The organism is Haloarchaeobius lipolyticus, assembly GCF_051208015.1.
GTDB lineage: Archaea > Halobacteriota > Halobacteria > Halobacteriales > Natrialbaceae > Haloarchaeobius.
On sequence record NZ_JBPKGF010000002.1, the window covers coordinates 1,189,746 to 1,209,148 of the forward strand.

A 19,403-nucleotide genomic window follows, 5' to 3' on the forward strand; every position below is an offset into this window, starting at 1 on the left:
TGAAAATGACGTTCTGATTACTACTGTTTAAATACCAAAATTCGGGGGTCTGACCAGCGTCAGACAGCTGTCAGCCGACGTTATCGGTGGCGATACTGTTGGATGGTTGTCCCTATCGGCTGGGCGTTTTTTGAGCCCCCGGCTCGTACCTGTCGGAGTATGGAGGTGAACTGCGAGGGCTGTGCTGGCTGTTGCATCGACTGGCGGCCGCTCTCCGACCAGCGCGAGAGCCACGACCACGAGCGACGCGGACCCCACCAGCCGATCGACGACACCTACAATCTGGTACCGCTCACCCGGGACAAGGTCCGGGCGTTCTGCGATGCGGGACTCGGTGACGTGCTCGTCCCGCGGCTGTGGCTATCCGACGGCGACGACGGCGCCGAGGTCGACGGGTACACGCTGGCGGCGGTCGGTGGGAAACCGGCCTTCTTCGTCGGGCTCAGGAAGCCGCCGAAACCGCTCGCACCGTTCGACATCGGCGAGGAACGTTGGCTGCGAGCCTGTACGTTCCTCGACCCGACGACGCTCCAGTGCCGCATCCACGAGAGCGAGCTCTACCCGACCGAGTGTCGGGACTACCCGGGGCACAACCTCGTTCTCGACCAGGAGACGGAGTGCGAGCGCGTGGAGCGCGAGTACGGCGGCGACCGACTCGTCGACGACACGCCGCCCGAGGGCGTCGAGGGCCTGATTCTCGGTCCCCAGGCCGTCGGTCACAAGGTGTTCGTTCACCCGGAACCGGCCGACCTCGCAGGCGTGGTCCGGCGAGCCATCGACCGGGAACTGACCGACGACGACCGGGCTGAGCTCGTCGCGACAGCGGCCGCCTCTGCGCCCGGAACGACCGAGCGAAGCGAGTCGCACTACCGGTCCTACCGGGAGTCGGTTCGCACGACCGCCTCGTGGGCGGGCGAGGTCGTCGACGAGTGGGAGAGCAGGGCGGGTATGCTGGGCGATTCGGCCCCCGACGCCGCGCTCGCCGAGACGGTCGAAGAAGCCCGTGGTGCGCCGGCGACGCCCGGCTGGGTCCGATGAAGGAACCGATGGGTGGCGCTGTCTGGTGACACTGGTGGGCGGTCCGTCGGTCCGCCTGTCCAGCATTCGAGGGTTCGATGTCGTAGCGAACCGTGTCACTGCGCCGGGGCCACCGTTATACTGGCGGGTGGTCTCTGGTAACACATGCGAGTTCTCGTCACCGGTGCGACCGGTTTCGTCGGCAGCCACCTCGTCCCGGCGCTCGTCGAGGCGGGCCACGACGTGGTCGCGCTGGTCCGCGATGCGACCCGGTACGATGGTCCCGAGGCGGTCACCGTCGTACAGGGCGACCTGCTCGACCCAGGGACGCTCCCGCCGGCGTTCGAGGGCGTCGACGCCGCCTACTACCTCGTCCACTCGATGCACTCGGGGACCGACTTCGAGGAACGCGACCGCATCGCGGCCCGGAACTTCGTCGACGCCGCCTCGGCGACAGGAGTCGACCGCGTCGTCTACCTCGGCGGACTGGGTGAGGAGCGCGACCATCTCTCGAAACACCTCCGGTCGCGTCGCGAGGTCGAGTTCGTCCTCGAGGGCGGCGACTACGACCTCACCGTTCTACGGGCCGCGATCATCGTCGGGCCGGGCAGCGCCAGCTTCGAGATGATCCGCCAGCTCGTGAGCCGGCTGCCCGTCATGGTGACGCCACGATGGGTCCGAACGCCCTGCCAGCCGATAGCCATCGAGGACGTGGTCGCGTACCTCGTGGGAGTGCTCGACGTCCCGGCGACCGCGGGTGGGACCTACCAGATAGGCGGGCAGGAGACGCTGACCTACCAGGAGATGCTGGAACGGACCGCCCGCGTGATGGGACGGCGACTCCGGGTCGTCCCGGTCCCGGTGCTCTCGCCCGAGCTCTCGGCGTATTGGGTCGAACTCGTGACCAACGTCCCCAAGAGCGTCTCTCGTCCACTCATCACGGGATTGCGCAATCCGGTCGTCTGTACGGAGAACGAGATTCGTGACCTGCTCCCCATCGAGCTGACACCGTTCGATAGGGCCGTCGAGCGGGCACTCTTGGCAGAGGACGCAGTGTCGGTCCAGCTGCCACCGGAGGTGAGCCGATGACCGAGGAGTTCGGCGAGACGTGGGTCTACGAGAGCATCGTCGGCGCGCTTCCCGGTATCGACATCACCGAGGGGACGGCCGTCGCGATCCAGATCGCAGTGTTCGAGCTGGCACTGCTGGCGCTCGCGTGGTACTACGACCTCTGGTCGGCCGTGCCCGCGGGAACCGCGGCCGTGGTCGTCGCCGCGGTCGGGAGCGTGCTCATGTTGCAACTCGGCAACTCGATCCGCGAACTCCCGGCACCGCCCGCGTACCGCCAGCTACTGTTCGGCTCCAGCGTGGAGGTCGTCCTGGGGGTGCTCGCGTTCATCGCACTCATCACGCACCTGTTCGTGTTCGACCCGGCGAACGCCGCGAGCCCCATCCTCGACGACCTGTTCGGCGAGGAGCCGCCGGTGCTCGCGATGTACCTGATGCTGCTCATCCTCTGGGACGTCGCCTACCGTATCGGGACGGGCTGGTGGGCAGCCGTCGTGGCCATCTGGCGGGCGTACGTCTACGACTTCGAGCACGACACTGCCCGCGCGTTCGCCCGTACCGACATGCTCAACCTCGGGTTCGCGGTCATCCAGCTGGTACTGGCGCCGTTCGTCTGGAACCGGCCGGTGCTCGCGGCCGTGATAATCGGACACGTCTGTGCCGTCACCTGTGCAACTGCACTGTCCGTAGGATTGGGTCTTCGAAGCGCGAACTAGTCCTTCTTTATCTGTTTGAACTGGTCGAGCAACGCTTCCGTCGAGTCGCCCGAGTCGTACTCCACCTTCCCGTGATAGACGGTCCGCTCGTCGTCGAATGCCGCGTCCACCTGCGCGGTCTTCTGTTCCCGCCGTTCGTGTTCATCGTCGTCATAGGCACCCATTGACATGGTAGTCAACAACACGTTTCGGCATTCGAGTATATCAATTTAATTTCTCTATATTGACAGAATGGGCTCGAACGACCCGAAGGGGGTTTATCACGGGCATTCGTAGCCATGGTGTGGCACGACCCCTGCGATTCCGTCGTTCAGAAGAACGGTGGTCCGACTCGCGTATCCGGCAGCAACTGTACAATCCGCTGGATTCGAACCTGGGGGCGACGATGGGGGGTCCCCATCACAGCCCTCCGACCGAGTGGGACGCCGTGCGATTCGACATGGAGAACGGCGACATCGCGCTCTTCTGCTGGAACGACGACGGCGCGTACTGGCTCGGCAACACGGAGACGCCGAGCGCGCTCTGGCGGACGGACAAGTTCGAGTGGGACGAGGTCCCGTACCCGGTGGCGCGGTGGGCCCAGCGCGAGCTGCTCGTCGACCTCCTCGAATCCGACCCGTGGCTCGCCGACTATCCACACGTTACCTGGTACTTCCTACCGGTGCTCATGTCCAAGGACGGACGAGAGAGCACTCGCGAGTTCCTCTACGAACACTCTTGCGGCTTCCCTGACGCCAACCAGGAGTCGGCGCTCGCCTACATCGAAGCCGTCCTCCACCCGGGAACGCTCGACGACTACCGACACGAGATGGCGGGCAAGCTCGGTACGAGCGAGTACGTCGACCACACGCGGATGAGCTCGGCCATCTCGGAGTTCGTCGCCGCGAAGCTCCTCGCCGACGCTGGCTACGGCGTCACGCCCGAGATAGAGGTCAAGACCGGCCACTTCCTCGACTACCGGGCGACCCGCGAGGACGGGACGAGCGTTCTCGTGGAGGTGACGCGACCGCGGCCGCCGTCGAAGCGAAGCGCCAGCACACCCGTCGCGGCGGTTCGCGACACGGCACAGGTGAAGACGCAAGGACAGCTCTCGGCGCACGCGGGCGGGGTCGTCCTGTTCGTGGACTGCTCCAGCTTCACCGACGACCAGTGGGCGGCCGTCAGGGGCGAGCAGCCGGACGTCCGGCACCGACCGGCCGTCGTCTACCGCGTCCGGCCGCACGGCTGGGTGGAGGGCTACACGAAGGGTGACGTCCCGCTGGAGCTCGGGGACGTCATCCAGTGGGCCTGATTCTGCGAGCGAACAGCTGATTCTGCGAGGAACTGTCGCGTCGACGCTGAAAAATCGATACTCGGTCGAGCGGGGCGGCTGGGCGGGGTGGGCGGGTCGGGACCTAGAACGACACCGTCTCCGGTGCGTGGGGGCTGCCGTTCGGTGTCGGGTCCCGGTCCGTGTACCCCTTGCGGCCGATAGCTCGGTCGGAGACGCCACCGTACAGCGTGTACAGCACGTCCTCCGGGGTCTCGAACGTCTCGTCCGCCTCGATGCGGTCGAGCACGTCCTCGACGGTCGCCGTGTCGTATGTGAGCTTGAGTTCGGCGTCGCCGAGCTTCTCGCGGAGTTCGTCGGCTGTCATGGGGTAGGTCTGGGACTCGATGCGGTCGCCAGTTCCGTTGCGGAACATACCAGATTCTGCGTGAACGATAGTGATAAACTTCGTCCATAATCACCTTGGGAGGCTACCGCATTCCTATGTGTGATTAATCGTGTTAATATGTGGCCGAAGGAGTTTCCCGTTCTATCCCCAAGCCACCGCCATGGTCTATGCGGATCTCCACGTCCACACGACGAACTCTGACGGGCAGTTCACCCTCGACGAGGTACCGGCCGCGGCCCGGGAGGCTGGCATCGACGTCGTCGCGATAACCGACCACGACCGGCTCCACCCCGACCTCGACGAGCCCGTCACGGAATTCGGCGGCGTCACCGTCCTCCACGGCATCGAACTCCGGGCCGACGCGGGTGACCAGCGGGTCGACTTACTCGGCTACGGCGTCCGCCAGACGGCGGCGCTGACCGACCTCGTCACGCACATCCAGCGCGACCGCCGCCAGCGCGGACAGGCCATCATCGACTGCGTCGAGGACCGCCTCGGCGTCGACCTCGGCCTCGAAGCACGCGAGGGTCTGGGCCGGCCACACATCGCCCGCGCCGTCGGCGACCATCCGGACACCGAGTACGACTACCGGGAGACGTTCGACCACCTCATCGGCAACGGCGAGCCGTGTTTCGTCGCCCGCGACGTCCCGTCCTTCCAGCGCGGTGTCGAGGTGCTCTCGGAGGCCTGTGGCATCGTCTCGCTGGCGCATCCGTTTCGGTATCCTGATCCGGAGAAGGCGCTCGCACTCTGCGACAGCCTCGACGCCGTCGAACGGTACTACGACTACGGTCACGAGGTGGACCCCGAACCCGTGGAGGCCGCCGTCGAGCGGTACGGCCTGCTCGTCACGGGTGGGAGCGACGCCCACGACCACGAGCTCGGGCTGGCCGGACTGACGGCCGAGCAGTACGAACCAATCGGCGAACGCATCCACTAACGTAGACTTAAACGTGTAGCACCACCTATTGGTAGCCATGAAGTGCCATTACTGCGACCGTGAGGCCGCATTCGCCGCCGAAACGGGTGGCCTGAAGGTCGGCCTCTGCCAGCAGCACTTCCGCGACCGACTGGAGGAACTCGCGGACGCCGACGAGCTCAAGCGGCTGAAAGAACGAGTGGACATCGACCGAGCCTGAGCACGGTCGAATGGTACGTGCGTCTTCTCTCTGTTCGCGCCGCACGGTGAGCGCCGCCGTTACGCGATAGTTTCGACGGCGGCCACTCTCGAGCTCTCAGGCAGAACGGCTCCCGTCGACGTCGATGGCGTCGACCGGGCAGACGTCGACACAGAGCATGCAATCGATGCACTGTGCCTCACGAGCCGGGTCGGCCTTTATCTCGCTCTCCGGGTGACCGGGGGTGTCCACCCACGAGAACACGTCGACCGGGCAGTCTTCGAGACAGGCACCGTCTGCGAGACAGATGTCGAAGTCCACCGCAACGTGAGTTCCGTGGATACCGAGCGTCTCCGGCTCCTCGACGGGACCCCAGACGTTGTGCCCGTCGTGTTCGTCGACGACCTCGCGGTTCTCGTGGAAGTTCGGGTCGATAGCCATGGGTGTCGGTTCCGCATACAGGGGGATAAACCGCCCGGCTCGGCGGGTCGGCCAGGCAGCCTCCGTCGGCGACCCGTGGCTGGCGTCGCCCGGCTTTTTCACCGCCCACTGCGTCCACCCGCCCATGAAGAAGGTACACATCGACGACGTGGACTCGCGGATGGGTCCGGCCGCGGTGAAGCGGCCGCTTACCGACGCCCTGGGTGCGACCGACCTCGCGCTCAACTACTACGAGCTCGACCCCGGCGACAGTCTGGGCTTCGGTTACCACCGCCACGGCGCACAGGAGGAGGTCTTCTACGTCCAGTCCGGCGCGGTCACGTTCGAGACCGACTCCGGCGACGAACGGGTCGAAGGGGGAGAGGTCGTCCGCTTCGCTCCGGGCGAGTCTCAGCTAGGAACGAACGAGGGGGACGAACGCGCCGTCGTCCTCGCCATGGGCGCGCCACAGGACTCCGGCGAACTGCACATGGTCCGCCACTGCGAGGCCTGCGGCGAGCGGACGCCGCAGACCATCGAACTCACCGAGGAGCGCGACGCCGTCGTCACCCTGTGCGAAGACTGCGGGACCGAGACCGGCCGGTTCGACTGACCCGGCGACACACGGTTTTCCGACTGGCGGTCCTAAACACCGACGTGACCGAACTCCCGACACTCGTCTACGACGACGACTGCGGCTTCTGCACGTGGAGTGCGCGCTACGCCGCGACCCACGGCGAGTTCGAGACGGTCGGCTTCTCCGAACTCACCGACGAGCAGCTCGCCCGGCTCCCCACGGACTTCGAGACCTGTGCGCACCTGTTCGCCGACGGCCGGGTCTACTCGTGTGGCGCGTGTGCAGAGGAGGTACTGGCCCGCCTCGACACGCCAGCGGCGCTCCCGGCCCGGGTGTTCGGGCGGCTTCCCGAGCGCGTCCGCGGACCGATCCGCGAACCCGTCTACCGGTGGGTCGCCGACCACCGCGCCTGGTGGGGCAAGCTCCGCCGTGCCGAGCCCCCGGCGTGAGCGTTGGCGGACCATCCGGCGTAACCGCTGGCAGACAATCCGGCGTGACCACGGACAGACCTGTCGAACGTCTGTCGGTCTACCGTCCGTCTCGATTATCTCCTCTCGTATCCTATCTGGAGCATGTACCGCCGCATCCTCGTTCCGACCGACGGCAGTGAGTGCGCCGAGCGGGCGACCGACTACGCCATCGACCTCGCCCGGCGCTACGACGCCGACGTCCACGCCCTGTTCGTCGTCGACACCAGCATCTACGACGAGCCCGCCCTCTCGAGCGCCGAACTGGTCATCGACGACCTCGAGGACTGGGGCGCGGGACTGATGGAGGATATGTCGGCCCGGGCCGACGAGCACGGAATCGACTTCGAGTGCAAGCTCTGTCACGGCCTCCCGCACGAGGAGATCGCCAAGTACGCCGACGCGGTCGAGGCAGACCTCATCGTGATGGGTTACCAGGGACAGACCCACCGAAAGCACATCGGCAGCGTCGCCGACCGGGTGGTCCGCTTCGGTGACCGTCCCGTGCTGACGGTCTGAGCGCACCTTCTCATCTCGATACTATCGACACTCGACAGAGGACTCTCTTCAGCGTCAGTACCCGAGGTCGAACAGCTCGTTCACCACGAGCGCGAGGAAGACCAGTGAGAGGAGTGCGACCAGTATCCAGATTGCGGCTGCCCACCCGAACAGGTCGGCGACTGTCCCGGTCGCGACAGACCCGACGGAGCCGAGGACGCCGTAGACCGTCCGGACGAGGCCGAAACCAGCACCCTGCTCCGAATCGCCCAGTTCGTCCATGAACCGCGGGAGGAGTGCTCCACCCCAGCCCAGGCCGGTCCCGATGAGCGATAGCGCGGCCACGAGCGACACGGTTCCGGGGACGGCCACCAGCAGCACGAACCCGACCGCCGCGAGGAGCATACAGCCAGCCGTGGAGACCTCGCGGCCGAAGCGGTCCGAGGCCGCACCGACGCCGACCTGCGTGACGGCCTGGACGACGAAGTACGCCGAGAAGACGGCACCCGCGACCGTCTCGGACTGGTTCCGGTACTCGACGAGGAACGTCGGCAGGAACGACGCCGTCGCCTGCCAGACGAACGCGCCCGCGACGGCGATGGCGACGGTGAAGGCGATCTTCCGGCGCGAGAGCAGCTCCACCAGCGCTTCGAGTTCGAACCGCTCTCGCATCGGCTGGTCCGGCCGCCGCGGCTCCGTCGGCCGGATACGCCACGCGAACAGCACGAAGATGGGGATGGCGACGACCGCACCGAGGGCCACCGCGGGTCGCCAGCCGTACCGGACGCCGACCCAGGCGGCCGCGACCGGCGCGACCAGTCCGGCCGCTGGGCCGCCCGCGTTGTGGAACCCGAGGGCGAAGCCGAGGTCATCGTAGGTCCGCGTGAGGAGCGCCGCGGCGACGCTGTAGTGCAGTCCCGCGACCGCACCTAGCAGGACCGTCGCGAGGACGAAGACGGCGAACACCGGCGATACGGCGAGGAGAAGACTCGAAACCGCCGTCCCGCCGACCGCGACGAGGATTATCGGCCGCTCGCCGAACCGGTCGGCGAGCACGCCGCTCGGAAACTGTGCGGCGAAATAGGACATCCAGAGACCCGTCAGCGCGAGCCCGACGAGCGATTTCGAGACCTCGAACTGCTCGGTGATGGCCGGGACGACCGGACTGATGACCAGCCGGCCGGCCATCGTCGCGAAGAACGCGAACGTGCTGAGAACGAGGACGGTCCGTCGGTAGCGCCACGTGAAAGCCATTCTATGCGGTCACCAGAATCGTCTCGGTAGAGTGGTCGTAGACGTCGGGAGAAGAGGGCGTCGGTTGCGGCGGAATGTACGGCTCACATCCGTTCGCCGTTCGGAATCTGGAGGTTCTCGCTCGCTGCGCTCGCTCCGAACCTCCCTCTGCTCGCGGGTCGCTAGGCTCCCCGCTCGCAACTTCGCGGCGCTACGCGCCGCGCCTTACTCGAACGCCGCAATCCCCGTGAGGTCCTGACCCAGAATCAGCGTGTGGATGTCGTGGGTGCCCTCGTAGGTGTACACCGTCTCCATGTTCGCCATGTGGCGCATCGGCGAGTAGTCCGAGGTGATACCGTTCCCGCCGAGCATCTCGCGAGCGATACGGGCCTGGTCGCGGGCCATGCGGACGTTGTTGCGCTTCGCCATCGAGACGTGCTGCGGGCGGAGGTCGCCGCGCTCTTTCAGGTCGGCGAGGCGGTGGGCGAGCAGCTGGGCGGTTGTTATCTGGGTCGCCATCTCGGCCAGCTTCTCCTGCTGGAGCTGGAACCGTGCGATGGGGCCGCCGAACTGGTCGCGGTCTTTCGCGTACTGGAGCGCGGTCTCGAAGCAGTCGCGGGCGGCGCCGATGGCGCCCCAGGCGATGCCGTAGCGGGCTTGCGTGAGACACGAGAGCGGACCCTTCATCCCCTCGACGTGCGGGAGGACGTTCTCCTCCGGCACGAACACGTCGTTGAGGCCGAACTCGCCCGTGATGGAGGCCCGGAGCGAGAGCTTCTCGGTGATCTTGTTGACGGAGAACCCGTCGCGGTCGGTTTCGACGAGGAAGCCCCGAACCGGGTCGTCGTCGCTGGTCTTGTCGCGCGCCCAGACGATGGCCACGTCGGCGATGGGCGCGTTCGTGATCCAGGTCTTCGAGCCGTTGAGGACGTAGCCGCCGTCGGCCTCCTCGGCGCGGGTCTCCATGCTGGAGGGATTCGAGCCGTGCTGCGGTTCGGTCAGGCCGAAGCAGCCGACCTTCTCGCCGCGGCCCATCGCCGGGAGCCACTCGTCCTTCTGCTCCTCGCTCCCGAAGGCGTGGATGGGGTACATGACGAGCGCGCCCTGCACGCTGGCCATCGAGCGAAGCCCGGAGTCACAGGCTTCGAGCTCCTGCATCAGCAGCCCGTAGGCTTTCTCGGAGACGTTCGGCAGGTCGTACCCTTCGAGGTTGGGCGCGTAGAAGCCCATCTCGCCGAGTTCCGGGATGATATCCGTAGGGAACGTGCCCTCCTCGTAGTGCTGTGCGATGTCCGGGCGCACGCGTTCCTCGACGAAGTCGCGGGCGGAGTCGCGAATCATCCGCTCCTCGGCGTCGAGGTCCGCTTCCAGACCGACGTAATCGAGCATACTGGTGGTCGGTCCCACTGGCTGAAAAGTACTCCTACTTCGACGCAAGTGTTGCCGGAGAACGGGGTCGGCGATATAAGCCGAGGAGAACGAAGGTAGTCGGCGGTCAGTTCACGCGCTGTTCGAGCACGCGCTCGCCACTCTCCGCGCAGACGAGGGCGACCACGTCGTAGGAGTTACAGCACGACTCGACGGTCTCCTCCTGGAACTCGACGCGGCCACCCTCGGGACACTCGTCGAGGAAGACCCGGAGTCCGTTCAGGACTGCACCACGGGCGACGGGGTCGAGGTCGGCCCACTGTTCCGGAGCCGTCTCTGCGAGGACGTAGGCACCGGCGACGTCGACCCGAAGCGCGGTCCGTGACGGCCACTCACCGACCCGGTGGCCGTTACGCTCGAGGAGGACCGCCTGGTCGTAGTACTGGACGTCGTACTCGCCGGGGTCGAGGCCGAAGACGGTCCGCACCTCGTCCGGGTCGACCTCGCGGTCGGTCTCTTTCAGCACCTCGTCCCACCGCTCGGCGAAGTCGGGGGCGAGACAGAGGTCGTCGACGTCCTCGCAGGGTTCGATAGCACCCGCTTCCGAGAGGAACTCCTCGGGGTCCACGTCGCGGACGTCGCCCGCTTTCGGCATCGGGTGTTCCGGTTCCTTGCCGAACCACGCGAGCAGCCAGTCGGGCATGTACCGCTTCGTCAGTTCGGGCGTCCCCGGGACGAGGTAGCCGCGGAGCCAGATGGCGGCGGCGCTCAGCGCGAGGACGACGAGCGCCCCGATGCTCGCTGTGCCGGTACCTGCGGCGGCCGACAGGCCGGCCCAGACGACGCCAGCCAGTACAAGCGCGATGATCGTGTTGACCGTCGTGCATGGCCAGCACCGGTTCTCTCCGGTGTACTCGGGTCGACGGAGGCTGCCGAAGCCGGACGAATGAGAGTCTGCCATACCCTGAGAGAGTGTAACGAAGAAAAAAGGTCTTTCCGTCGGATATCACGAACGACAACCAGCGTGAGAGGTGGACACCGTCGCTGGACTCACGCAGACGTCAGTCCGACGTCGCCGTCGTCTCGGCGGTGGCGGTGGCCTCGGTCTTCACCTGCTTGATGTAGGAGGTGAAGTTCTCGAACAGCTGCTTCGCGTGGCAGGCTTTCGCGTAGTTCTCGTCAGTGATACCGTCGATGACGGCTTGCTTGCGGGCGTCGTCCAGTTCGTCCTTGCCGAGGGTCACCGCTTCGGCGGTGACGGTGTCGTATTCGGGGTGGAACTGCACGCCGAAGACGTGGCCCTTGCGGAAGCCGTGGTTGCCGTACTCGTTCTTCGCGGTCTCCTCGGCTCCCGGTGGAAGCTCGACGACCGAATCGGAGTGCGTCGTGAACACGGTGAAGCGGTCGTCGACGCCCTCGAACAGCGGGTTGTCCCCGACTCGTTCGACCTCGCGGTAGCCGATCTCGTACTCGCCCATGCCGGCAACGCGGCCGCCGAGCGCCTCGGCCAGCAGCTGGTGGCCCCAACAGACGCCCAGACAGGGGATGCCGCGGTCTGCGGCTTCTCGAACCCACTCCTTGGTGGGTTGAATCCATGCTTCGTCCCAGTACACGGACGAGCGTGACCCCGTGACGACGACCCCGTCCCACTCGAAGTGCTCCGGCAGGTGACCGTCTGTTGCGCTGAACTCGACCAGGTCGGCGTCGAGCTCCCGCCGGAAGTTACGGCGGGTGTTCTCGTCGCCATGGGCGGCGTCCAGCAGTGCGATACGAACTCGACTCATCACGTATAGAACGGTCACTTTGCGGGAAGAACGTTACGCTATGGCCAGTGTTGCCGAAACCGCCGACGCCCCCCAGTCACCCTCGGTCGCCACTGGGCCCCGACGGGAAGCGACCGAACCCATCTCTCGGTGTGGGTCCGTCTCGCGCCCATCCGCCCCACAACCCAACGTGTGTAGGACGCAGAGATTCCTCGTCCCCTGCCATAGCTATAGTTGCCGTCAATCCGACGGACACCCCACCCCACCCCACCCCAAACCGCCAGACCTGACCGCCCATCCCACAGCCTGCGACCGTGCCAACGTCGCTGCTCAGGTCTCCGCTTTTGCTGCTGCGTCCACGAAGTCCGTAATCGAATCGTTGAGCGGCCGCGACCGCTCGACGTGTACCCAGTGCCCCGCGTCCGGGTAGTCCACGAGCTCACCCCGCGGGAGACCGTCCGCGAGCTCCCTCGCGCTCCGTTCCGCCAGTAGCCCGTCGGCACCGCCCGAGACGACCAGCGTCGGGACCGTCACCTCGTACAGGGGAGCCGCGTCGAACCCGTCGAGTGCGGCGACCTGCCGGTCCCACGTCTCGCGGTCGGCGTCCTCGGCTGCCCGCCAGCTGGCGATGCCGTCGAGCACGTCCGGATGGTCCTCGCAGAACGCCGCGGAGAGGACCGACGAGAGCGTCTCGCGGCAGGCGTCCTCGTCGTCCGGGCTCGCGAAGAACGGCTCTGGGTCGTAGGAATCGCCCGTCGCCGCCCCGCTGACGAGCGTGAGACTTCGGACCCGGTCGTGTTTCCTCGCGTACGCCAGTGCGACCATCGCGCCGAGCCCGCAGCCGACGAGGTGGACCGTCCGCGCGCCGTGGTCCGAGAGCACGGCGTCGAGGTCGTTGACGAACGTCGCCATCGACATGTCTCCCTTCGGCGGGTCCGACCGGCCCGTTCCGCGCGTGTTCCAGACGAGGCTCTCGTACGGTCCCGCGAGTGCGGCGTGCTGCCAGCCCCAGAACCACGCGCCACAGCCGGCGTCCGGGACGAAGGCGACCGTCTCGCCCTCGCCGTCGGTCTCGTAGTACAGACTCGTTCCATCTCGGTCGACAGTCGGCATGGGCGAATCGACGGTTCCCCACCGGAAATAGGCACGGAACCTGGCTCTCCGTCTCTGTTCCGGTCCTCGTCTCGACCTCACTCTCGGTCCTCGTCCCGGTCTCACCGCCCGCCGACGAAGACGTCGACTACGGTTGTCTCGCCGGCGAGAGCGAGGGTCACGCCGACCACGTTCCCGTCACCGTCTTGCTGGTACGATTCGCTCTGGATCGAACTGCCTCCCCGGGCGTACGTGAGCCGGGGCGGGTCGGCGTACGGCCGGTCGAACCGGAGCGAGACCTGTCTATCACCGTCCGGGGATAGCCCGCGGTGGACGTCGTGTGCTGGCGTATTCCCCCTGACACGAGTCTCTGGACCGGCGATTCGCCACGGACGCTCGCCGTCCGCCCAGTTGGCCTCGACGAGGTTCGCGCCCGCGTCTTTGTTCGCGTCCTCGACGACCGCCGGACTCCCGTTCTGCCGGATGGCGTTCCCGCGGACGCGGACGCCCCGTTCTTCGACGCGGATGGCCGGCGGCACCGGGTCCCTGTTCCAGCCGTTCTCGACGACGTAGTTCCCCGTGACGTCGTTGCCCGTGGTCCCGTCACCGCCGTCCACACGGATGCCGAGGGCTCCCGCCCGCTGGACGTAGTTGTCGGTGACGCTCGTCTCGCGGGTTCTCGACAGCCGAATGCCGGCGAGGCCCGTCTCGTGTATCTGGTTGTCCCCGACGAGTCCGCGACTCGCGCCGACGAGTCGGATTCCCTCCAGTCCGACGCTCGAGACGGTGTTCTGTTGGACCGAGAGGTCGCGGATGTCGCCGTTGATCTCGATGCCTCGCCCGCTGTAATCGTACAGTTCGTTGTTACGTATCGACAGGGTGTCACCACCGTCAGGGTCAATCGCGATGCCGGCGAACGTCTTCTGGGGTGTCTCGAGCCCGTCCGCGTCCTGGTGGCCGACGTTGTTCTGGATGCTGACGTTCTTGAACCGGTTCGGGCCCCGGATGTGACAGAACGACTTGTGCGCGCCGAACCCGACGTTGCCGACGACGCTGAGGTAGCCGTCGTTCGCACCGGACCCGATCTGCTGGGCGGCGCCGACCAGGCTCCCCTCGTAACTGTCCCCGAGGAGGTTGCCGAAGACGGACACCGTCAGCGCGGTGTAGTCGCGACTGTCCTCGTCCCAGAGGTCGGCGGAGACGGGTCTGTCGAGTCCGTCCGCGATTACGTTCCCGAACACCACGTGGTTCGCTCCCGCGACCTGCACCCCGCGGTCACCGAAGTCGGAGATCTGGTTGTGGGAGATTCGGACGTTCGAGCAGCGGCTCGTGACGCTGATGCCGCTTCCACCGTCCCCGTGGCTTCGGGGACCCGTGTTCCGGACCTGGCAGCCGTCGAGTATCACGTTCTGGGCGTCGACGACGGAGATACCGTGCAGCCGTTCCGCGCCGCTCGACTGTCGGTCACGGTTCCCGTGATAGCCGACGCCGTGGACGAGGACGTCGCGGACGCGGGCGTGCTTTCCGATGCGTATCCCGCCGACGTTCGCGCCGTTCGCCGGCTGGACCAGCGTCGGAATCTCCGGACCGTACACCCGGACGTTCTCCACGTCGATGTCCAGCCATCCCCTGGTCCGGTACGGTGCACCTTCCGCCGTGATGAATATCGAGTCGCCAGCGGAGAGGTCGCGGAACGCGGCTTCGAGTTCGTTCCGGGTTCGGACCACGACGTCGTCGCCGTCCGGGACGGGGCCACCGGCGGCCCCACCCCGTTTCGCGGCCGACCATCCCGGAGCGGTCGCGGCCGATGCCGCCAGCAACGAACAGAACGTTCGACGTGGAATCTCGCGCATACGTCGACAGTCGACCGGCGGTACTGTAGTGCTGCTGGTTGGTTCCATCACGAAAGCGGTCGTGTGTATTGTTCTGTCCGTTACATCTGTCTGTCAAGTACCCAGAGGATACCGACGGAGACGACCGACCGCGGGCCGGCTGGTCGGTGACGTGACATTCACACTCCTTTTTGTTCACCGCGGAAACACTCCATCTTATGCACGCCATCAAGGACAGCGTCCACGACTACATCGAGGTCTCCGGCGTGGTCGCCGACCTGCTCGACACGGCGGCGATGCAGCGCCTGCGCCACGTCAAGCAGCTCTCGACCGTCCGGCTCGTCTACCCCTCTGCGAACCACACCCGATTCGAGCACTCGCTCGGGGTCTACCATCTCGCCCGCCGGGCGTGTCGCCACCTCGACGTCGACGGTTCCCGCGCCGAGGCCGTCCAGGCCGCCGCGGTCCTTCACGACGTGGGCCACGGCCCCTACGGCCACCAGACCGAGGGCGTCATCGAGCGCCGACTCGACCGCCATCACGACGAGGTCCACGACCTGCTCGGAACCGGCGAACTCGCCGACGTGCTCGAATCCTACGGGCTCGACACCGACGCCGTCGCCGACCTCATCGACGGGCAGGGCGAACTCGGCCAGCTCGTCTCCGGCGAACTCGACGTCGACCGGATGGACTACCTCGTCCGCGACGCCCACCACTCCGGGGTCCCGTACGGCACCATCGATCAGGGGCGGCTCCTCCGTGCCCTCACCTTCATCGACGGACACCTCGCCCTGTCCGAGGGCAACCTCGCGACCGCCGAGTCGATGCTGGTCGCCCGCGCCCTGATGAACGCGACCGTCTATCGTCACCACGTCTCCCGCATCGCGGGCGCCATGCTGGAGAAGACCTGCGAACGCCTGCTGAACGAGACGCCCGTCGAGGCGACCGAGTTCGCCCGGATGACCGACGGCGAACTGCTCGCCGCGCTCCGCGAACACGACGAGACGGCCGACGCCGCCGCCAGGCTCGCCACCCGCGACCTGTACAAGCGTGCCGTCTGGGCCGAGCTCGACGACGTTCCGGACCACGTCGTCGGTGCCGACCACGACCAGTTGCGCGAGTGGGAGGCCGAGATAGCCGAGGACGCGGCCGTCGCACCCGAGGCCGTCCTCGTCGACGTTCCAGGTCGCCCCTCGATGCCGGAGTCCTCGACCCGCATCGTCGTCAACGGCGAGGTCCGCCGGCTGCACGAGGAGTCGCCGCTCGTCCAGGGCCTGCAGGCAGCCCAGTCGGTCCAGTGGCGACTCGGCGTCTACGCTCCGACCGAGGCAGTGGGGAACGTCCGCGCCGCCGCACTCGACGTGCTCGACCTACCCGAGACGGGGACCCGCCCGTCCGGTTCTCGTTCGTGGCCGGCCTGAACGCCGGCGCGAGGCGAAATGGACGGATTCTCTGGTTATTTAGCCGATACGTTTACAGTGGTCGGTCTCACAGTCGTCTATGGGGTACGAACCCCGAGATCGGATCAGTCGTTGCCTCCTGACCGATGTCCTGCTCGGCCGGGACCGAGTAGGAACTGGGATACGCCACTATCATTTCGGTCGGGTCCTCCCCCGCGGACGGGCTTCACCGCCCACGCTGGACGGACCCGGCACACTTTCACGCCCCGAGCGTGGCGTGGGTCTCCCGAGTCTCTGGTATACTCACCCAGTCGCAGTGGCGACGCTACGCAGGTCGGAAGACGGAAAGGAGAGAAGAACCGCCCGTCGTCAGGCGTTCAGCACCGTCCGAAGCACGTCGGGCGCGGCGTCCAGCGCCTCGTCGAGCTTGTCGGCGTCGGGGCCGCCGCCCTGTGCGAAGTCCGGCGGGCCGCCGCCGCCACCGCCGACCTTCTGGGCGAGCCGGGCGACGACTTCGCCGGCGTTCACGTCGGAGCCCTCGGGGACCGCGACGACGAACTGCGCGCCTTCGAGGGCGGAGCCGATGACGGCGATTTTTCCCTCCTCGACCAGCGCGTTGGCCATCGCACGGAGCTCGTCCGAGTCGGCGTCGATGCGCTGGACGACCGCGGGCGTGTCGCCGACCTCGACCTCTTCGGCGTCTGCGCCACCGGAGGCGCGGGCCTCGGCGAGTTGTTCCTTGAGGTCCTCGATGGTCTTGCCGCGGGCCTTCCACTCCTCGAAGAAGCGCTCGGCCGTGTCGGGCACCTCCTGCGGCGTCACGTCGAGCACCTCGGCGGCCTCGTACAGGGCGTCCTCGGTCCGCTGGGTCGCCTCGATGGCGGCCGTGCCGGCGGCGAAGGTGAGGCGTTCGACCCCGTCCTGGACGCGCTCTGTGTTCTGAATCTTGATGGCGCCGATGTCGCCGGTCCGGGCGACGTGGGTGCCACCGCAGGCCTGGACGTCCTCGGCGACGTGGATGAGCCGGATGTTCGTGCCCGGCGGGATGCCGCCCTGGTACAGGTCGAAGCCGTGTTCCTTCTCGGCCTCGTGGCGGTGGGGCCACTCCTGTTTGACCGGGGAGTTCTCCATGACGAGCTCGTTCGCGAACCGCTCTATCTCCCTGACGTCCTCGCGTGAGATGCGGTCGAAGTGGTGGAGGTCGATGCGGGAGGACTCCACGCCCTTCTGGGCACCTGCCTGCCGGATGTGCTCGCCGAGCACCTGCCGCGCCGCGTGGATGATGACGTGCGTGGCGGTGTGGTTGCGCATCAGCTGGCGGCGCCGGTAGGTGTCGAGCTGGCCGCGGACGAACTCGCCCTTGCCGGGGTCGCGGTTCGTCCGGTGGAGGATGACGCCGTCCTGTATCTGGACCTGCTCGACCTCGACGGTCACGTCGTCGGTGCTGAGCGAGCCCGTGTCGGACGGCTGGCCACCGCCTTCGGGGTAGAACATCGTCTGGTCGAGGACGACGTCGTAGCCGTCTTCGCGTTCGAACACGTCGAGGACGACGGCCTCGAACTCGGTCCGCTGCTGGTCCTCGTAGTAGAGGCGGTCGGTCTCGGGCAGGTCCGCGAGACGGTCGTCCTCGTCATCGCCCTCCTCGTCGAACGCCTGGCCGCCGTCGTGTCGCTCGGCGACGAGCGAGTAGAAGTCGTCGGGGACGTTGACGCGGGCGCCCTCCTCGTTCGCGATCTCCTCGACCATGTCCGGCTGGATGCCGTGGCTGTCGTACAGCTCGATGAGCTCCGTCGTCGGGATGGGCTCGGATTTGCGGGCGTACTCCTCGGCGAGCTGGCGGACCTTCCGGCCGCCGCGCTCGAGCGTCTCGTGGTACTTCTCGACCTCGTTACGGACGATCTCGCGGATGGTGTCGCGGTTCTTGTACTCCAGCCGCTTGGCCTGCATGTCGACCAGTTCGTCGAGCGGGGCGTCGACGCCGACGGTGTCACAGAGACGCTTCGTGCGTCGGAGGACCATCCGCGCGAGGTAGCCCGTCGAGACGTTCGACGGGACGATGCCGTCGCCGAACATGTACGCCAGCGTCCGACAGTGGTCGGTGATGGCGTAGATGTCCTCGAGCGGCTCCATCAGCGCGGTCAGTTCCTCGACATCGACGTCGAGCTTCTCCGCGATGGTCCCGCGGGCGGTCTCCATGTCCTCCGCCTCGTCGATGTCCATGTGGCCCGCCAGCTTGGCGGCCCGGTGGACGAGCTGTTCCTCGTCCTCGGTGAGCTCGATGCCGGCGTTCTCCTTGAGGAACGCGATCATGTCGGGATAGACCGCCTCGTAGACGGTCGGTGTCCCCTGCGACATCCACGTCCACCGCTCCAGCCCGTAGCCGGTGTCGACGATGTACGTGTCCATCGGCGAGTAGCGGTTGCCGTCCTTGAGCTCGTACTCTCCTTCGGGGTCCTGTTTCATCGACATGAAGACGAGCGTCGCGAGCTCGGCGCCGCGGTAGATGACCTCGATGGCCGGTCCGGCGTTGCCGCCGCCGACCCACGGGTCTTCGATGTAGATTATCTCGTCGAGGTCCGCACCCAGGGACTCGAAGAACTCGTCGCAGTACTGGACCGTCTCGTCCTTCCAGTAGACCTCGCCCTCGTAGGCGTACTTGTCCTCGGCCTCCTCGCGGGCGTTGAACGCGTGGTGGGCCATCATCTCGAAGGCCATCGTGTGCCGGCCGGTCTTGCCGACGTTGTCGATGTCCTGCATCCGGATGCAGGGCTGACTGATGCACAGCGGGTTCGCCGGCGGCGGCGTCTCCCCGGAGGTGACGAGCGGCTGGAAGTCGTAGATAGACGCCTGCGTCAGCAGGACGTCGTCACGCCAGCGGTTCGCCGCTACCGGATACGGGTCGATGCGGGAGTGGCCGTTCTCCTCGAAGAAGGAGAGGAACGCCTCGCGCATCTCCTCCAGTGAGAACTCCTCCGCGAACCCGGGGTTGTCGATGAAGCTGTAGTCCTCGCAGGGCGGCTCCCCACACGTCTCCCGGTCGTGGTCGCGCGTCCAGAAGTGTGCGCCACAGTCCACACACTCCCGTCGCACGAAGTCTTCCTCCTCGAAATACTCGAGGCGGTACTCCTCCTCTAGACTCATTCTTGTTCCACTGTGGTCTTTCGGGCGGTAAAACA

At 66.8% G+C, this 19,403-nt stretch carries 20 protein-coding genes; 10 read left to right on the plus strand and 10 right to left on the minus strand.

Annotation, left to right across the window (positions count from 1 at the left end):
• The first annotated feature begins 159 nt into the window (after window positions 1-159).
• The 3 genes from ACSC1Y_RS09060 (at window position 160) to ACSC1Y_RS09070 (ending at window position 2,801) form a co-directional block, all read left to right on the plus strand.
• The gene (locus ACSC1Y_RS09060) at window positions 160-1,038 is read left to right on the plus strand and encodes a YkgJ family cysteine cluster protein (protein WP_435334507.1); all 879 of its coding nucleotides are present in this window, start codon (window positions 160-162) and stop codon (window positions 1,036-1,038) included.
• Between the two features lie 144 nt (window positions 1,039-1,182).
• Complete coding sequence (locus tag ACSC1Y_RS09065; protein ID WP_435334508.1) at window positions 1,183-2,106, plus strand: NAD(P)H-binding protein; 924 nt, start codon at window positions 1,183-1,185, stop codon at window positions 2,104-2,106.
• Window positions 2,103-2,801 carry a DUF7530 family protein gene (locus ACSC1Y_RS09070; protein WP_435334509.1) on the plus strand — a complete coding sequence of 233 codons (699 nt, stop codon included), beginning with the start codon at window positions 2,103-2,105 and terminating at the stop codon, window positions 2,799-2,801. Before ACSC1Y_RS09065 ends, ACSC1Y_RS09070 begins: the two co-directional genes overlap by 4 nt.
• Here ACSC1Y_RS09070 and ACSC1Y_RS09075 read toward each other — a convergent pair.
• Window positions 2,798-2,971 carry a DUF5786 family protein gene (locus tag ACSC1Y_RS09075; RefSeq protein WP_435334510.1) on the minus strand — a complete coding sequence of 58 codons (174 nt, stop codon included), beginning with the start codon at window positions 2,969-2,971 and terminating at the stop codon, window positions 2,798-2,800. The genes ACSC1Y_RS09070 and ACSC1Y_RS09075 overlap by 4 nt on opposite strands.
• A 113-nt stretch (window positions 2,972-3,084) precedes the next feature.
• Here ACSC1Y_RS09075 and ACSC1Y_RS09080 point away from each other — a divergent pair, with 113 nt between their 5' ends.
• The gene (locus ACSC1Y_RS09080) at window positions 3,085-4,092 is read left to right on the plus strand and encodes a DUF5784 family protein (RefSeq protein ID WP_435334511.1); all 1,008 of its coding nucleotides are present in this window, start codon (window positions 3,085-3,087) and stop codon (window positions 4,090-4,092) included.
• A 103-nt stretch (window positions 4,093-4,195) separates the two neighbouring features.
• On the opposite strand, the gene ACSC1Y_RS09085 is transcribed toward ACSC1Y_RS09080, so the two are convergent.
• Window positions 4,196-4,486 carry a DUF5789 family protein gene (locus ACSC1Y_RS09085; protein ID WP_435334512.1) on the minus strand — a complete coding sequence of 97 codons (291 nt, stop codon included), beginning with the start codon at window positions 4,484-4,486 and terminating at the stop codon, window positions 4,196-4,198.
• A gap of 133 nt (window positions 4,487-4,619) precedes the next feature.
• Between ACSC1Y_RS09085 and ACSC1Y_RS09090 the strand changes: the two genes are divergently transcribed.
• A complete protein-coding gene (locus ACSC1Y_RS09090) occupies window positions 4,620-5,399 on the plus strand; it encodes a PHP domain-containing protein (protein WP_435334513.1) in 780 nt (259 codons plus the stop codon).
• A 37-nt stretch (window positions 5,400-5,436) separates the two neighbouring features.
• Window positions 5,437-5,598, plus strand: coding sequence for a DUF6757 family protein (locus tag ACSC1Y_RS09095; RefSeq protein ID WP_435334514.1), 162 nt, complete (start codon window positions 5,437-5,439; stop codon window positions 5,596-5,598).
• A gap of 96 nt (window positions 5,599-5,694) precedes the next feature.
• Here the strand turns inward: ACSC1Y_RS09095 and ACSC1Y_RS09100 are convergent, their stop codons facing one another.
• Window positions 5,695-6,018: a 4Fe-4S dicluster domain-containing protein gene (locus tag ACSC1Y_RS09100; RefSeq protein WP_435334515.1), complete on the minus strand. Its 324-nt coding sequence runs from the start codon at window positions 6,016-6,018 to the stop codon at window positions 5,695-5,697.
• 124 nt (window positions 6,019-6,142) lie between these two features.
• Between ACSC1Y_RS09100 and ACSC1Y_RS09105 the strand changes: the two genes are divergently transcribed.
• The 3 genes from ACSC1Y_RS09105 (at window position 6,143) to ACSC1Y_RS09115 (ending at window position 7,560) form a co-directional block, all read left to right on the plus strand.
• The gene (locus tag ACSC1Y_RS09105; RefSeq protein ID WP_435334516.1) at window positions 6,143-6,610 is read left to right on the plus strand and encodes a cupin domain-containing protein; all 468 of its coding nucleotides are present in this window, start codon (window positions 6,143-6,145) and stop codon (window positions 6,608-6,610) included.
• A gap of 44 nt (window positions 6,611-6,654) precedes the next feature.
• Window positions 6,655-7,023, plus strand: coding sequence for a thiol-disulfide oxidoreductase DCC family protein (locus ACSC1Y_RS09110; protein ID WP_435334517.1), 369 nt, complete (start codon window positions 6,655-6,657; stop codon window positions 7,021-7,023).
• Between the two features lie 123 nt (window positions 7,024-7,146).
• The gene (locus ACSC1Y_RS09115; RefSeq protein WP_435334518.1) at window positions 7,147-7,560 is read left to right on the plus strand and encodes a universal stress protein; all 414 of its coding nucleotides are present in this window, start codon (window positions 7,147-7,149) and stop codon (window positions 7,558-7,560) included.
• Between the two features lie 54 nt (window positions 7,561-7,614).
• Here the strand turns inward: ACSC1Y_RS09115 and ACSC1Y_RS09120 are convergent, their stop codons facing one another.
• From ACSC1Y_RS09120 to ACSC1Y_RS09145, 6 genes are all read right to left on the minus strand, one after another.
• Entirely contained in the window at window positions 7,615-8,793 is a 1,179-nt protein-coding gene (locus ACSC1Y_RS09120; protein WP_435334519.1) for an MFS transporter, read from the minus strand.
• A gap of 204 nt (window positions 8,794-8,997) precedes the next feature.
• Window positions 8,998-10,161, minus strand: coding sequence for an acyl-CoA dehydrogenase family protein (locus ACSC1Y_RS09125; protein WP_435334520.1), 1,164 nt, complete (start codon window positions 10,159-10,161; stop codon window positions 8,998-9,000).
• A 106-nt stretch (window positions 10,162-10,267) separates the two neighbouring features.
• Entirely contained in the window at window positions 10,268-11,101 is an 834-nt protein-coding gene (locus ACSC1Y_RS09130; RefSeq protein WP_435334521.1) for a DUF8054 domain-containing protein, read from the minus strand.
• A 100-nt stretch (window positions 11,102-11,201) separates the two neighbouring features.
• Window positions 11,202-11,924, minus strand: coding sequence for a type 1 glutamine amidotransferase (locus tag ACSC1Y_RS09135; protein ID WP_435334522.1), 723 nt, complete (start codon window positions 11,922-11,924; stop codon window positions 11,202-11,204).
• A gap of 309 nt (window positions 11,925-12,233) precedes the next feature.
• Complete coding sequence (locus tag ACSC1Y_RS09140; RefSeq protein ID WP_435334523.1) at window positions 12,234-13,016, minus strand: alpha/beta fold hydrolase; 783 nt, start codon at window positions 13,014-13,016, stop codon at window positions 12,234-12,236.
• 101 nt (window positions 13,017-13,117) lie between these two features.
• Window positions 13,118-14,848: a right-handed parallel beta-helix repeat-containing protein gene (locus ACSC1Y_RS09145; protein WP_435334524.1), complete on the minus strand. Its 1,731-nt coding sequence runs from the start codon at window positions 14,846-14,848 to the stop codon at window positions 13,118-13,120.
• A gap of 197 nt (window positions 14,849-15,045) precedes the next feature.
• Between ACSC1Y_RS09145 and ACSC1Y_RS09150 the strand changes: the two genes are divergently transcribed.
• On the plus strand, window positions 15,046-16,248 hold the full coding sequence (locus ACSC1Y_RS09150) for an HD domain-containing protein (protein WP_435334525.1): 1,203 nt from the start codon (window positions 15,046-15,048) through the stop codon (window positions 16,246-16,248).
• A 348-nt stretch (window positions 16,249-16,596) separates the two neighbouring features.
• On the opposite strand, the gene alaS is transcribed toward ACSC1Y_RS09150, so the two are convergent.
• A complete protein-coding gene (gene alaS / locus ACSC1Y_RS09155) occupies window positions 16,597-19,368 on the minus strand; it encodes an alanine--tRNA ligase (RefSeq protein WP_435334526.1) in 2,772 nt (923 codons plus the stop codon).
• Window positions 19,369-19,403 lie beyond the last annotated feature (35 nt).